Annotated in this window: 13 protein-coding genes; 4 read left to right on the forward strand and 9 right to left on the reverse strand. The window is 60.9% G+C overall.

Annotation, left to right across the window (positions count from 1 at the left end; translation table 11 throughout):
- Nucleotides 1–186: 186 nt before the first annotated feature.
- Genes ACZIRK_RS09255 through ACZIRK_RS09270 form a run of 4 tightly spaced genes read right to left on the reverse strand, consistent with a single transcriptional unit; the run spans nt 187 to nt 4269 of the window.
- Entirely contained in the window at nt 187–789 is a 603-nt protein-coding gene (locus ACZIRK_RS09255) for a cytochrome c oxidase subunit 3 (RefSeq protein WP_463327202.1), read from the reverse strand.
- Entirely contained in the window at nt 786–2699 is a 1914-nt protein-coding gene (gene ctaD, locus ACZIRK_RS09260; protein WP_463327203.1) for a cytochrome c oxidase subunit I, read from the reverse strand. Before ctaD ends, ACZIRK_RS09255 begins: the two co-directional genes overlap by 4 nt.
- Entirely contained in the window at nt 2696–3709 is a 1014-nt protein-coding gene (gene coxB, locus ACZIRK_RS09265; protein WP_463327204.1) for a cytochrome c oxidase subunit II, read from the reverse strand. The genes ctaD and coxB overlap by 4 nt, the downstream gene beginning before the upstream one ends.
- Nucleotides 3706–4269: a c-type cytochrome gene (locus ACZIRK_RS09270; RefSeq protein WP_463327205.1), complete on the reverse strand. Its 564-nt coding sequence runs from the start codon at nt 4267–4269 to the stop codon at nt 3706–3708. The genes coxB and ACZIRK_RS09270 overlap by 4 nt, the downstream gene beginning before the upstream one ends.
- Before the next feature lie 173 nt (nt 4270–4442).
- Between ACZIRK_RS09270 and ACZIRK_RS09275 the strand changes: the two genes are divergently transcribed.
- Together ACZIRK_RS09275 and ACZIRK_RS09280 are read left to right on the forward strand one after the other, a co-directional pair.
- Nucleotides 4443–6752 (forward strand): FdhF/YdeP family oxidoreductase, encoded by a 2310-nt coding sequence (locus ACZIRK_RS09275; protein ID WP_463327206.1) that lies wholly within the window; start codon nt 4443–4445, stop codon nt 6750–6752.
- 11 nt (nt 6753–6763) lie between these two features.
- A complete protein-coding gene (locus ACZIRK_RS09280) occupies nt 6764–7021 on the forward strand; it encodes a hypothetical protein (protein ID WP_463327207.1) in 258 nt (85 codons plus the stop codon).
- On the opposite strand, the gene ACZIRK_RS09285 is transcribed toward ACZIRK_RS09280, so the two are convergent.
- From ACZIRK_RS09285 to ACZIRK_RS09295, 3 genes are read right to left on the reverse strand one after another with little or no spacing between them, the layout of a single operon-like run.
- Entirely contained in the window at nt 7018–8160 is a 1143-nt protein-coding gene (locus ACZIRK_RS09285; RefSeq protein ID WP_463327208.1) for a DUF305 domain-containing protein, read from the reverse strand. The two genes, ACZIRK_RS09280 and ACZIRK_RS09285, sit on opposite strands and share 4 nt — an antisense overlap.
- A gap of 5 nt (nt 8161–8165) precedes the next feature.
- On the reverse strand, nt 8166–8708 hold the full coding sequence (locus ACZIRK_RS09290) for a hypothetical protein (RefSeq protein ID WP_463327209.1): 543 nt from the start codon (nt 8706–8708) through the stop codon (nt 8166–8168).
- An 18-nt stretch (nt 8709–8726) separates the two neighbouring features.
- Nucleotides 8727–9902 carry a zinc-dependent alcohol dehydrogenase gene (locus ACZIRK_RS09295; RefSeq protein WP_463327210.1) on the reverse strand — a complete coding sequence of 392 codons (1176 nt, stop codon included), beginning with the start codon at nt 9900–9902 and terminating at the stop codon, nt 8727–8729.
- A gap of 165 nt (nt 9903–10067) precedes the next feature.
- On the opposite strand from ACZIRK_RS09295, the gene ACZIRK_RS09300 reads away from it, so the two are divergent.
- Nucleotides 10068–10850 (forward strand): SDR family NAD(P)-dependent oxidoreductase, encoded by a 783-nt coding sequence (locus ACZIRK_RS09300; RefSeq protein WP_463327211.1) that lies wholly within the window; start codon nt 10068–10070, stop codon nt 10848–10850.
- A 96-nt stretch (nt 10851–10946) separates the two neighbouring features.
- On the forward strand, nt 10947–11804 hold the full coding sequence (locus ACZIRK_RS09305; protein WP_130222697.1) for an SDR family oxidoreductase: 858 nt from the start codon (nt 10947–10949) through the stop codon (nt 11802–11804).
- Between the two features lie 525 nt (nt 11805–12329).
- Here the strand turns inward: ACZIRK_RS09305 and ACZIRK_RS09310 are convergent.
- Together ACZIRK_RS09310 and ACZIRK_RS09315 are read right to left on the reverse strand one after the other, a co-directional pair.
- The gene (locus tag ACZIRK_RS09310) at nt 12330–12986 is read right to left on the reverse strand and encodes a Crp/Fnr family transcriptional regulator (protein ID WP_474417727.1); all 657 of its coding nucleotides are present in this window, start codon (nt 12984–12986) and stop codon (nt 12330–12332) included.
- 102 nt (nt 12987–13088) lie between these two features.
- A complete protein-coding gene (locus tag ACZIRK_RS09315; protein ID WP_456641220.1) occupies nt 13089–13754 on the reverse strand; it encodes a sensor histidine kinase in 666 nt (221 codons plus the stop codon).
- Nucleotides 13755–13924: the final 170 nt, after the last annotated feature.

Below are 13924 nucleotides of genomic sequence, written 5' to 3' on the forward strand. Positions count from 1 at the left end.
ATGAGGCAAGCCCCGCAAGGGCAGCGATCATGGAACCTATGAACGAGGCAATGGCGGACGCATGCAGTTGCGAGCGGCAGTCAGCATAGGGCAGGATTTGTCCGAGTTGCATGTTCACGGCCCAGACGAGCGGCGCGAGCCAGAGGCCGGCCCAGAGCAGAAGATGGGATACAATCCTTGACGTGCTCATAGCCGCGGGATCCAGTAGATGCAGCCGTAGATCGGAAGCCAGGTGGCGACGACAAAGTTCCAATACATCGCGTTGTCCTGGACGTCGCCGAACCGCCTTGCATTGTTGCCGTGGCGGGTGAACATCAACGCGGCGAGCACTAGCGTATCGACGAGATCGGTCACGATGTGCGTCGTGTGCAGGCCCAGCAGCGTCCAGACGATCGAGCCATAGGCGTTGGTGTCCCAGCTAATCCCAAGTGCGGGAAATTCGAAGATACGCACAATCAGCGGCGCAACGCCGAAGAGTGACATCACAACCATTCCGATCCTGATCTTGCGGAGGTCCTGTTGCTCCGCCAAGCGTGACATCAAGACGTTCGGGACGAGGCTTGCCAGCAGGATCAGCGTCACCAGCGTGCCCGGCAGCAGGTCGGGCTTCGGCGCATCGATCGGCCAGGTCGCAGCCAGGCTCATGAGATAGAGATAGACCGCGAGGACGAGCGCAAAGCCGGTGCCCTCGATCAGCATGAAGGCGAGCGTGCCCCACCAAGTGACACTGGCGGTGCCCCTGCCGTGCAGGGGGAGCTTTGAGAGATCGAGCGCAACTCTCTCCTTCATGACTCGTCCTCCGGCGTGCCCTTCGGCCAGAACCAGCCGATGAGGGTGATCGCGATCGGGATCGAACCCCAGACCACCGCCCAAGGTGAGAAGATCGACCAGATCAGCATCACCGTCGTTGCGATCGCCGCCCACAATGGCCAGATCGAATTCCGCGGCGAAGCCTCACGCGCCTGCGGCTCGGCGGTGACCAGCGAGGTGACGACCAGTTCGCGCCGATCGGTGCGCAAGCCGCTCGCGACGGCAAGGATGTCGCTGCGATCCCAGAGCGGATGGGAGCTGCTCACGGCCGGTATGCGCGCAAAATTGTAGCTCGGCGGCGGCGAAGCCGTCGCCCATTCCAGCGTCGGCGCGTCCCACGGATTGTCGCGAGCTGCCGCCCCGGAGCGGGCACTGCCAATGGCATTGAGAAAGAAAAGCAGGAAACCGGCGACCAGGATGATTGCGCTCAGGCTGGCAAACAGGTTCATGCCATGCCATGGCATGTCCGGCTGGTAGGTATAGATCCGGCGCGGCATGCCCTGCAGGCCAAGGATATGCATGGGAAAGAACGTGAGGTTGAATCCGATGAAGATCAGCCAGAACGACCATTTCCCGAGTGTCTCGCTCATCATCCGTCCCGTGATCTTGGGAAACCAATAGTGGACGGCGCCGAGCAGCGGGAAGACGGCGCCGCCGATCAGCACATAATGGAAATGCGCCACGACGAAATAAGTGTCGTGGACCTGGGTGTCGAAGGGCACGGAGGCCGCCATCACGCCGGTCAGTCCGCCGATGACGAAGGTCACGATGAATCCGATGATGAACAGCAACGGCGTCGCGAACAGGGGCTTGCCGTCCCACAATGTCCCGAGCCAGCAAAAGATCTGGATGCCGGCCGGGATCGCGATGGCCATGCTGGAAGCTGTGAAGAAGCTGTTGCCCAGCCTCGGCAATCCAGCGACGAACATGTGGTGTACCCATAGCCCGAACGACAGGATGCCGGTTGCGATCAGGGCCATCACCAACGCGAGATAACCGAATGCCGGACGACGGGCGAACGGCTCGATCATCGTGGAGACCATGCCGGCCGCCGGAAGGAAGATGATGTAAACCTCGGGGTGGCCGAAGAACCAGAACAGATGCTGCCACAACAGCACGTCACCGCCTTCCGCGGGATTGTAGAAGTGCGTGCCGACGAGCCGGTCGAGAATCAGGCTGGTGCTCGCGACCATGATCGCCGGCATCGCCATGATGACAAGGAACGCGGTTACCAGCATTGCCCAGACGAACACGGGAATGCGGTCGAGCGTCATGCCCGGCGCGCGCTGCTTGAAGATCGTCACGACGAGCTCGACGGCCACGGCTAGCGCCGAGAGCTCGGTGAACGTGATCATCTGTGCCCAGATGTCGGCACGCTTGCCGGCGCCGTATTGCGGGCCGGAGAGTGGCACATAGGCGAACCAGCCGACGTCGGGAGCCATGTCGAGCGCAAAGGAGAGCCAGAGCAGCGCACCTCCGGCGAGATAGATCCAGTAGGAGAACGCATTCAGCCGAGGAAAGGCGATGTTGCGCGTGCCGACCATCAGCGGCACCAGATACACCGCCATCGCTTCCATCACGGGCACAGCAAACAGGAACATCATGTTCGCACCGTGCATCGTGAAGATCTGGTTATAGCGGTCTGGCCCCATCAAGCGCGCTTCCGGCTGTGCGAGCTGGATCCGCATCAGCGCGGCGAGAATGCCCCCAAGCGCGAGAAACACGAAGGCCGTCAGGATGTAGCGTCGGCCGATGATCTTGTGGTCGACCGTTGCAAGCGCACCCCACAATCCGCAAGGCGTCTTCCAGATTTCCGCGAGCTTGGCCTTCAGCCGGCTTCGCTCGAGATCGGTGTCGCGCGTATCCGGTCCGGTTATGTTCGCCTTCATTTCAGGCTCGCCAGATAGGCCGACACCGCGCGCAGCTCCTCGGGCGTGAGCGGCACCGTGGGCATATTATTGCCTGGCTTGATTGTTTGCGGGTCGGCGATCCACGCCGCGAGCGATCCGCGTGTTGTCTCGAACAGGCCGGCAGCGATGTATTTGCGGCCGCCGATATGGGTCAGATCGGGACCGGTTGTGCCCGATGCCGCCGTGCCGCGAACCGTGTGGCAAGCCGCACATGGCTTCGCGAGAAACGCGTGCTGGCCTGCGGCGAGCTCTTCTTCGGATGGCTGGATGGCCGGCTGCCGCTGTGCGCTTGTCCACCTGTCGAATTCAGCCTCGCCTTCCGCAATGACCAGGAAGGCCATGTGCGCATGCTGCATTCCGCAGAATTCCGCGCACTGCCCGCGATAGATGCCAGGGTTTTCGGCGCGAATGAGCAGCTCGTTGGCGCGGCCCGGGACAAGGTCCTGTTTGCCGGCTAGGCTAGGCACCCAGAAGGAGTGGATGACATCGAGCCCCTCGAGCCGGAGACGTACGTTGCGACCGACGGGAATGTGAATCTCATTGGCGGTTTCGAACCGTTCCTCCGGGCTCGCGCCAAAATATTCGACGCTCCACCACCACTGCAGGCCGCGCACCTTGATCGTCAGCTCGTCGTCGGCGGTAACGCCCAGCGCGCGCGTCGCAAAGAAACTCATGACGGTGAATCCGCTGATGACGACGGTCGTGGCCGCGACCGCGGCGACGATAGTGATTGTCATGCGCCGTTGCGTCGAAGGCTGCGGTGCGATCGGCAACGGACGTTCCCGGCGATTGCGCGACAAGGCGATGATCAGCACGATCATCACCAGCATCCAGACCACGGAGCACACCGCTACGACCAAGATGATCAATTGCTTCAGGCTCATCGCTGGTGCGCCATGCGCATCCAGCGCCGACTGCCAGCCGCTGCAGCCGGCCAGCAGGAGCGCAGGTGTAACGACGCATACAAGCCTGGTCGCGTGTCGTATCACGGCGTCGGCCCTTGATCTGGATGGAGCGGCGTCGGTCCCGGGTCGAACAGGATTTTCGCCGGCGCGCGGTTTTCCGCAGGCCGCGTATGCTTCTCGTCGTTGCGGCTCGGGGCGGCAGTCTTGCCGGCATAAGAGCCGATCGTCTGCACGTAGCCCGCGAGCTGCCAGATCTGATCGGTGGTCATCTTGTCGCGATAGGCCGGCATGCCGTGTGGCCGGCCATCGCGGATCGAGGCAAAGATCGAGACCATCTCGGGGCCGTAGTACCACCAGCCGTCGAGGAAGCCGGGGCCGATGCCGCCTTCGCCATTGCGGTGGCAGGCCTTGCAGCCGAACCATGAATAAAGCCGCTTGCCCTGGCTGAGATTGTAGGCATTGGCCTCGTAAGGTTTCTCCAGCGCAAAATACACATTAGGTGGCGCACCGCCGATGCCGTTCGGCATCAGCGCTACTTTGTCGAGCGCCTCCGCGACCGGTGGATCGAGCCGGAGTTGTCGTTCCTCCCGTTGACATCCGGCCACAGCTATCGCGATGCCGATCAGGAGCGTGGCCATCCGCATGGTTCAATCTGCTGAGAATACAGGAAACCTCGGACTCGTAATCGATGTCGTGGAGCAAAGTTCCTGTAAACGACGCCGGGAAATGCCAAGGGAGTGAAGAGGTTAGGAACGAACCTCGCCGATGGAGCTTGAATGGGAAAATTCGCGAGACAAGCTTCTGCCAAGGAACAGCCATGTCCACCAAACGCAAACTGAGCGCAGACCTCGAAGTCGAGCCGTATGAGCACCCATCTGGCGGATGGGGGTCGGTACGATCCCTTGCTCGGAGTCTCGCGCGCGATCACGTGCCATTCACGGGCCCGCGCGTTCTGCTCCGCCAGAACAAACCCGACGGCTTCATGTGTGTCAGTTGTGCCTGGGCGAAGCCGGCCGATCCGCGCGTGTTCGAGTTCTGCGAGAACGGCGCCAAGGCGACCACGTGGGAGATCACGCACAAACGCGTGACACCGGAATTCTTCGCCGACAAGCCGCTCGCCGAGCTCGAGGCCTGGGACGATCACCACCTCGAGGCTGCCGGCCGCTTGACCCACCCGATGCGCTGGGATGCTGCGCGCGACAAATATGTGCCGGTCGGCTGGGAGGAGGCGTTCCGCGAGATTGGCCGCGAACTGAAGGCGCTGCAGCCCGATAGCGTGGTGTTCTACACCTCCGGCCGAGCCTCACTGGAGGCGTCCTTCATGTACGGGCTGTTCGCACGTGCCTACGGCACCAACAACCTGCCCGATAGTTCCAACATGTGTCACGAGACGACGTCGGTGGCATTGCCGGAGAGCATTGGTGTACCGGTCGGCACCTGTACGCTTGACGACTTCAGCAAGACCGACTGCATTTTCTTCTTCGGACAGAATGTCGGCACCTCCAGCCCGCGAATGCTGCACGAGCTGCAGGAGGCGTCGCGTCGTGGCGTGCCGATCGTGACGTTCAATCCGCTGCGAGAACGGGGTCTGGAGGAGTTCGTCAACCCTCAGGCGCCCGGCGAAATGCTGATGGGATCGCCAACCCGCATCACCTCGCAATATCATCAAGTCAAGACCGGCGGCGACACCGCGGCAATCATCGGCATTGCCAAGGTGCTGCTGGCGCTCGACGAGAAGGCCGGCCCTTCCGATCCGGTCATTGATTGGAATTTCATCCGCGAGCATACGCATGGCTGGGACGAATTCGCCGCCGCCGTGAAGGATTGCGAATGGGTAGAGATCGAGCGCCGCTCTGGTTTGACACGCAATGCCTTGGAAGCTGCCGCCACAGTCTACGCGCATGCCAAATCAGTGATGTTTATCTACGGCATGGGCCTGACCCAGCACGAACGGGGCGTTGAAACTGTCCAGACCATGGTCAACCTCGCGCTGATGCGCGGCAATATCGGACGTCCTGGCGCCGGTATCTGCCCGGTACGCGGGCATTCCAACGTCCAGGGGCAGCGCACCGTCGGGATCACCGAGAAGCCGGACATGGTGCCGAAGGACAAGATCAGGGAATTGTTCGGCATCAATGTGCCTGCGCAGAAAGGTACGACGACAGTCGAAGCTTGCGAGAAGATCATCGACGGTTCTGTGCGCGCTGTGGTGCTGCTCGGCGGCAACCTGGTTCGTTCCGTTCCCGACCACCGACGGGTCGAGCCTGCCTGGCGCAGGCTGCGCCTGACGGTGAACATCCTGACCAAGCTCAACCGCACGGCGCTGGTGCATGGCGAGATATCCTATATCCTGCCATGCCTCGGCCGCATCGAGATCGACGAGCAGGAGAGTGGGCGGCAGGCGGTCTCGATGGAGGATTCCACCGGCTGCATGCATGGCTCCTGGGGGCAGGTGAGGCCGGCGAGCTCCGACTTGCTGTCCGAGCCAAGAATCATCGCCGAATTGGCGAAGGCTGCGGCACCCACACGCTCGACCATTCCATGGGATGCATGGGTGGCGGACTATAGCCGGATCCGCGATGCGATCGCGGCGACCTATCCCGACATCTTCCACGATTTCAACGCGCGGCTCTGGAAACCCGGCGGCTTCCATCGCCCGCTCGGCGCTCGCGAGCGCCGATGGAACACGAAGACCGGCAAGGCGAACTTCATCACGCCGGATTCGCTTGCAACCGATATCGACATGCGGCCTGAGGATCGCGACATCGTCCAGCTCATCACGCTGCGCAGCAACGGCCAGTTCAACACCACCATCTATAACTACGACGACCGCTTCCGCGGTATCCACGGATCGCGCTATGTCGTGCTGATGCATCCCAACGACATCGATCGCTTTGCGTTGAAGGAGGGAAGCGTTGTCACGCTCGCCACGGCCGCGAACGACGGCGTCAAGCGGGAGGTCGGCGGGCTTCGGGTTGTCGCCTACAACATCCCGGAAGGGTGTATTGCGGGCTACTATCCCGAATGCAATCCGCTATTGCCGCTTTGGCATCACGAGAAAAAGGCCAAGACGCCGGCGGCGAAGTCGATTCCAGTGCGGGTCAGGGCCGATGTGCGTGCGGCGTGAGGAGGGTGATCATGTCCGACAAAGAGGAGCAGAAGCGCATCCAGGAGAAGCAGGGCGGCCACCATATGCCGCCAAGGCCCGATGACGGCCCGCCGCTCGACGATACCGACCGCAACACTGACAAGGTCGTCAAGCCGTCGCGCCGCAAGCCGGAGCCTTACGCTAGAGCGTTTTCGAGCGAAGTGGACACCGGTTCGCGTGAAGAAAACGCGTCAAAACAAGAATCTAGAGCTTCGGTTCTGATTCAATCAGAACAGAAAATGCTCTAGTTCACGTTGTCGGCGAACATGTTTCGAAACGCCGCAGTGACGGCCGCGATGCCGGCTGCGCCCTGCATCAGCGCGATCTCGCCTTGCTGCTCGTGGCGGATCGCATGCGCCATGATGCGCAGGCGCGGGTCGCCGTCGCTGCGCCATTGCTGATCGGCCATCTTCACCGCGCCCTTGTGATGCAGGGCCATCATTTCAACGAACAGTGCATCGAACTGGTCCGGTGAAGCGGCGCTGACCTGCTGCATCTGCACGGAGGTGAGGTAGCCCGGCATGTCGGAGCGCTCCTCGGCCGAGCAGCCCGGCATGGCCGTGTCGAACCAGCTTTGCCACCAATTGTCGAAAATCCTGTTCTCGCCGGTTTGGCTCGCGACCATCAGCATGGCAAGCGACCGCAGATGTGGGTCCTGGGCGCGCTTGATGCCCAAGCGGGCCAGTTCGATGCCCTGTGCGTGATGGGCGGTCATGTGCCGGATGTAGGTTTGATCCCACACCTTGTCGCGGCCGATCCAAGGCAGCTCGCGCCCGAGGCTGGACAATAGTGTTATGCCGGCGAGCACGATGACGATCGCCAGTGATCCGCTCAGCCATACTTTGCCGAACCGAGCGTCGCTCTCGGGGGCTTCGCCCGGCGGCCAGCGCAGCCAAGCAAACAGCGGATACATGAAGGCGGAAGCGCCATGAACGAGCAGGCCAATCCAGTAGGGTTGCTGCAACGTGAACAGCGGCTGCCAGAACGGAAGCAGTGGGACCAGCACGAACCATTCCGTCGCTGACGAGAACACTGCCCAAGGTAGCGCGAGCATGAGGATGGTCAGCGGCCGAAGCTCGGCCGTCCAGCGCCCGAGCAGGCCGAAGAACACCATCGCCCACGAGAAGTCCGCCCATTGATGGAACGCGATCCCAGCCAGGATCGCGCTCCAGGACGGCTCGGCGCTGATCGCCCGGTCTCGCGCGGGGATCGCAGCTACCGTCATCCAGTCGACCGAGGCATCGCGGCCGATGCGAGCGGCGAACAGCTGGCTGACGATGGTCGAGAACGTGCTGCTGATCAGGCCAAGTTCGGCCGCCGCGAGCCAGTGCGATTTCGTTCTGCGTGCCGTCCGCGTCCGCGTGTTGCCGCAAGGCGTCACGCCCATTTCATCTACGACGCTCCGACAGCTGCCCGGCCAAGGAGGTTCTTCGCGGAACTTCGTGCGGCCTCTAACCCCTTCGGGAAGCCACTCCGGTCGGCATAGAGGCGCCGTCCCCCGCCACGCCTCGGCGAGCGCGGCGCCGTTTGCTGCGCGGCCTTGTAATCGAGGAAGGCGATCCCTCCGACCATCAGGAGCGCGAGCGCGACATTGTGCTTCTTCGGGTTGTCATATCTGAACCCGGACAGCAGTGTAGCGGCGTCCAACCCGTCGCCGGCAACGCGGCTCCACATGCCGGCACGCTTGTCCACGGAAAGCGACATGACGCCGCTGAACAGCTCGCGGAAGCCGTAGGCGCGGACGAGGCTTTCGCTTCCCCGCATCCCCAATGCGCGCGTAATCCGCCGCGACGCGAGCACTTCCATCGCACCAAGACCGATGCTGAACCAGCCAAGCCTTCGCGCGAGGCGGTCAGCCGGCTCGATCGAGCTCGGACCGCTGCGCACGATCTTCGGGTCGCCCTTGGATCGCATGATGTTGGCAACGTAATACATGTTCTCGCCTCGCTATATTCAGGGCTTCAACACGACCTTGACGCAGCTGTCCCGCTTGTCGCGGAATACCTTGTACATCTCGGGCCCTTGCGCCAAATCGACGGTGTGGGTGATCACGAAGGACGGATCGACCTGACCTTCCTCGATCCGCCGCAGCAGGTCGTCGGTCCAGCGGTTGACGTGAGTCTGGCCGGCCCGAAGCGTCAGTCCCTTGTTCATCAGGGCGCCCATCGGCACGTGGTCGGAAAGACCGCTGTAGACGCCCGGAATCGAAATCACCCCGCAGGGCCGGCAGACATAGATCATCTCGCGCAGCACGTGCGGGCGGTCGCTCTCCAGCATCAGCATCTGCTTGGCGCGGTCGAGCAGCGTATCCGGCTGCGAGGCCATCACATGCGCTTCCATGCCGGTCGCGTCGATGCATTTCTCCGGACCTTTGCCGTCGGTGAGTTCGTTGAGGCGCTCGACCACGCGTTCGGATTCGAAATTGATGGTGGTCGCGCCGCCTGCTTCCGCCATGCTCAGCCGCTCGGGGACGCAATCGATTGCGATCACCTGCCTCGCGCCGAGTAGAAGCGCGCTGCGGATCGCCATCTGACCGACCGGGCCGCATCCCCAGATCGCCACCGTATCGGTAGGTTCGATGTCGCATTGAGCGGCGGCCTGCCAGCCGGTGGGGAAGATATCGCCCAGAAAAAGTGCCTGCTCGTCGGAAACGGCGTCGGGGATCTTGATGTGCGTGGTGTCGGCGAAGGGAACGCGCAGATACTCGGCTTGGCCGCCGGGATAGCCGCCGGTCAGATGAGTGTAGCCGAACAGGCCGGCAGTCGTGTGACCGAATACCTTGTTGGCCAGATGCCGCTTGCGGTTGGTGGTCTCGCATACCGAGAAATTGCCGCGTCTGCACTGCTCGCACTGTCCGCAAACGATAGTGAAGGGTACCACGATCCGGTCGCCCTTCTTCAGCTTTCCATCCATGCCGTGGCCGACCTCCACGACTTCGCCCATCATTTCGTGTCCCATGATGTCGCCCGGCAGCATGCCCGGGATGAAGTTGTGAAACAGGTGAAGATCGGAGCCGCAGATCGCGCAGCTCGTGACCTTGACGATGGCATCGCGCGGATCCTCGATCCCGGGATCGGTGACGGTGTCGCAACGAATATCTTCCTTGCCGTGCCAGACCAGCGCTCTCATGCCTTGCCTCCGGTATCCGAACGAAATTCCAAAGTCGGATCACCGACGATGGTTGCTAGCTGCCTTTCGGTTTTTGCTGAGCCGGCTGGGCGGACTGCGGAAGTAATAGGAACGGCGGTTCGCGATGGTGGTTGATTGGCAAACGCACAAGTTGAGGAAGTTCACATGTCTCAGGGACAATTTGCCGTCGTCACCGGCGCTTCCACCGGCATCGGTCTGGAACTTGCCAGGTGCTGCGCCCGCGCAGGCTTCGATCTCCTGATCGCGGCTGACGAGCCCGCGATCGAGACCGCGGCCGAAGAGCTTCGCGGCCATGGTGGAAAGGTGGATGCGGTCGACGCCGATCTGTCGACCACAGAGGGCGTCGACCGGCTCTATGCAGCGACCAAGGGGCGTCGGGTCGATGCCTTGCTTGCGAATGCCGGCGTCGGGCTCGGCCATGCGTTCCTCGATCAGGATTTCAACCGGGTCAGACGGGTGATCGATACCAACATCATCGGGACCGTCTATCTCATCCGCCGCGTTGGCAATGATATGCGCCGCAGCAACGCTGGATGCATCTTGATCACCGGCTCGATCGCGGGTTTCATGCCGGGCAGTTTCCAGGCGGTGTACAATGGCAGTAAGGCATTTCTGGATTCATTCTCATTTGCGCTGCGCGAGGAGCTGCGCGGCACCGGCGTCACCGTGACCTGCCTAATGCCGGGTGCGACCGAAACCGAGTTCTTCCGCCGCGCCGATATGATGGATACCAGCGTCGGCACAGCTAAGAAGGACGATGCGGCTGGAGTCGCGAAGGCCGGCTTCGAGGCGATGATGAGCGGCAAGGGCGACATCGTCACAGGCATCAAGAACAAGATCCAATCGGCCGTTGCCAACGTGCTGCCCGCTGGCGTGCTGGCGCGGCAACATCGCAAGATGGCCGAGCCGGGCACGGCGAAATCGTAGCGACGCGTAAGGCGGAATTTCGCGGCCACAGTTCAGCGCGCCACAGATCGTCCTGGTTGGATTCAGGAACCAAGCACGCCTCGACCGGAGATACACATGATCGACTATCCAAAGCCGCCATATCCCATCCAGAAGCAATCCATGCCGGGGTCCACGCAGGCTATGAAGCCTCCTCCGGACCACGGCGAGGCCACCTACAAAGGGTCAGGCCGGTTGCAGGGAAAGAAGGCCATCGTAACCGGCGGCGACAGCGGTATTGGTCGCGCGGTAGCCATCGCGTTCGCGCGCGAGGGGGCAGATATCCTGATCGCTTATCTCAACGAGAAGGAAGACGCTCAAGAAGTAAAACAACTCATCGAGAAGGAGGGGCGCAAGGCGGTCCTTGTCGAAGGCGATCTCCGAAATGCGGAGCACTGCAGGCAAGTGGTCAGCCGCGCGGCAAGCGAACTCGGCGGCGTCGATATCCTCGTCAACAACGCCGCGCACCAGGCGACATTCAACGATATTGGCGATATCAGTGACGAGGAGTGGCGGCTCACCTTTGAAGTGAATATTCACGCGATGTTCTATCTCGCGAAGGCAGCGGTGCCGCTCATGAAGGCCGGCAGTGCAATCATCAACACGGCGTCGGTGAATTCTGACATGCCGAATCCCATGCTGTTGGCCTATGCGACGACCAAGGGAGCAATTCAGAATTTCACTGGCGGACTGGCGCAGATGCTCGCTGAAAAGGGCATCCGCGTGAACGCGGTTGCTCCCGGTCCGATTTGGACTCCCCTGATCCCATCCACCATGCCGGAAGAGGCGGTGAAGAACTTCGGCAAGCAGGTGCCGATGCAGCGGGCAGGGCAGCCGGCTGAACTCGCTACCGCCTATGTAATGCTGGCCGATCCCCTGTCGAGCTACACCTCCGGCACCACCATCGCAGTCACAGGCGGCAAACCGTTCATCTGATCTTGGGGGAACGGCCGGCGGTACCATTAGCGACCGCTGCGCTTAGGAACGCTGTCATGCGCGAGCAGTTGACGCGCCTCTAACTGGAAAGGACATCAACATGAAGTTGGCTACAATTGGTTTGGCTGCCGCTCTCGCGCTTTCAACGTCGATCGCGTTCGCTCAGGGAGGCGGAGGAGGAGGCGGTGGTGCGGGTGGCGGCTCCGCTGGTGCATCCGCCGGCTCGTCTTCTGGAACGGGCGGTACGGCTGGCTCCGCTGGCCGCACCACGGGCAGCTCACAAGGAACGGGCACCGCAGGCTCGTCCACCGGGCCCGGCGGAGCAAACGGTACTTCCGGCGGGCCTACGTCATTGAGTGGCACTGGCTCTTCCCAGAGCGGCGGCTCGAAGCCTGGAGCCACCGACAAGCAATGAGAACCGAGGAAGCCCCGTTCATTTACGGGGCTTTCCTTTATGCATGCGGAAAAGGGCGCGCTTATACTTCCGATCCTCGCTATCCGCGATATGCAGAACGTTCTGCTCGATCAGAGCATTGCCCGCTTTGGCCCCGTCTTAGAATGCGCATGTCGCATGCGACTCTCAGGTTGTTTGGCCTCCGACAGGTGAAGGTAGTCCGGCAGGAACTCGGCCACGAGCTCAAGCTCCTTGCGCCGGCACAGGGTCACGACGCGGCCTTTCCATTCGATCAAGCCGCCACGCCTAAGCTCCTGTATGGTGCGGTTGATGTGCACAGTCGAAAGGCCGCAAATATCAGCGAGATTCTGCTGAGTGAACGGAAGACGAAACTGATCCTCCTGCAAAAGCCCTACGACTTCGAGCCGGGTCGCAAGCTCGCAGAAAACATGCGCCACTCTGGATAACGCGTCGCGCGATCCCAAGTTGGCGACCCATTCGCGGCAGACTGCGGCATCGACCAATGTCTCACGCCAGAAAGCATGCGTCAGCGTGGCAGAATTCATCAGCAGGTCGCTGAGAAAATCGTGCTGTACAAAGGCAATCGTAGATTGGCCGGCACTACATAGGTCATGGTCCATGCGCGATAGATGCAACGTATGTAAGTCGGGCATATCGCCCGGCACGTAAACTGACAGTATCTGGTTTCGAGTCCCCACAATCTTTTGACCAACAAGAAATCCGTTCATCACGACTGCACAGTGGAATGCTCTTTCGCCTTCGCGCAAGACATACTCGCCATCAGCGAAACGTCTTCACCGTCTCCGGCATGTTGACTAGCTTGCTTCGGTCGTCCTCGGACAAACCGATCGAAACTTGCAGTCGCTCGATCAGTTTTTGGGCTGGCATTGCATTTGCTTCGGCTTTACCAGCCGCGCACGAACACCAAGGCTGTCGTGTTCAAATTGAAGTTCTGCATTGAGCCCATTTGCTAAAGATCGCATTAGCTTAAATCCAAGTCCTCCATCGGTGGACGGATCGAAATTCTCCGGGAAACCGACCCCGTCGTCTGTCACTTCAACGATCAATGAGCCATCGTTCCTCGTTTCGCAGCGTACATTGACCTTAACAACTAGACCCGACGGATGCGCATACTTGCTGGCATTTGTCAGGAGCTCTGCGGTGATAAGTCCAACATGAAGCGCATGACGCGGGTCGATGTCGCCGTCGCAAGCGTTTTCGACCGTTAGGTCCATTCTTCCTTCCGAGCCAAGCGTGCTGATCGTTTCGGAAATTTCTCGCAAGAAATCGCCGAGTCTTACTCCGTTGCTGTTTATGGTCACAGCCAAGCATTTGTGGAGTTTCGCCATGACCTCAATGCGCGCACTGATGTCATCGAGCAACATGCAGACTTGCGGAGTCGTAAAGGTCTTGCCGCCCTTTGAGATAGTGTTGCGCTGAAGGCGAATAACCCCGCTCAAGCTAGCTAAGTTGTTGCCTATCCGGTGATCGGCCTCAGCCAGCCCGACAAACTCATGTTGAATCAGAATTGACATCTTTCTCGTCCTCCAAACGATAGCGTGCGCCTGAGGACGTTGGAAATCAACAAAACTGTAGTAAGTTCAATAGGTTATTTCCTCAAAGAAAGTCTTTGTAGCTATGACTGTTTAATCCCCGCTCGGCATTAAGTGAGTAGAATTAGCTAGGAACTTATTTTAGGCTTCAT

This window comes from Bradyrhizobium sp. Leo114 (genome assembly GCF_055229415.2).

Bases quoted from the DNA above. Each gene is read 5' to 3' on its own strand.
- ACZIRK_RS09255 (WP_463327202.1), bottom strand. From the start codon at position 789: ATGAAGGAGAGAGTTGCGCTCGATCTCTCAAAGCTCCCCCTGCACGGC.
- ctaD (WP_463327203.1), bottom strand. From the start codon at position 2,699: ATGAAGGCGAACATAACCGGACCGGATACGCGCGACACCGATCTCGAG.
- ACZIRK_RS09270 (WP_463327205.1), bottom strand. From the start codon at position 4,269: ATGCGGATGGCCACGCTCCTGATCGGCATCGCGATAGCTGTGGCCGGA.
- ACZIRK_RS09275 (WP_463327206.1), top strand. From the start codon at position 4,443: ATGTCCACCAAACGCAAACTGAGCGCAGACCTCGAAGTCGAGCCGTAT.
- ACZIRK_RS09280 (WP_463327207.1), top strand. From the start codon at position 6,764: ATGTCCGACAAAGAGGAGCAGAAGCGCATCCAGGAGAAGCAGGGCGGC.
- ACZIRK_RS09285 (WP_463327208.1), bottom strand. From the start codon at position 8,160: ATGGGCGTGACGCCTTGCGGCAACACGCGGACGCGGACGGCACGCAGA.
- ACZIRK_RS09290 (WP_463327209.1), bottom strand. From the start codon at position 8,708: ATGTATTACGTTGCCAACATCATGCGATCCAAGGGCGACCCGAAGATC.
- ACZIRK_RS09295 (WP_463327210.1), bottom strand. From the start codon at position 9,902: ATGAGAGCGCTGGTCTGGCACGGCAAGGAAGATATTCGTTGCGACACC.
- ACZIRK_RS09300 (WP_463327211.1), top strand. From the start codon at position 10,068: ATGTCTCAGGGACAATTTGCCGTCGTCACCGGCGCTTCCACCGGCATC.
- ACZIRK_RS09305 (WP_130222697.1), top strand. From the start codon at position 10,947: ATGATCGACTATCCAAAGCCGCCATATCCCATCCAGAAGCAATCCATG.
- ACZIRK_RS09315 (WP_456641220.1), bottom strand. From the start codon at position 13,754: ATGTCAATTCTGATTCAACATGAGTTTGTCGGGCTGGCTGAGGCCGAT.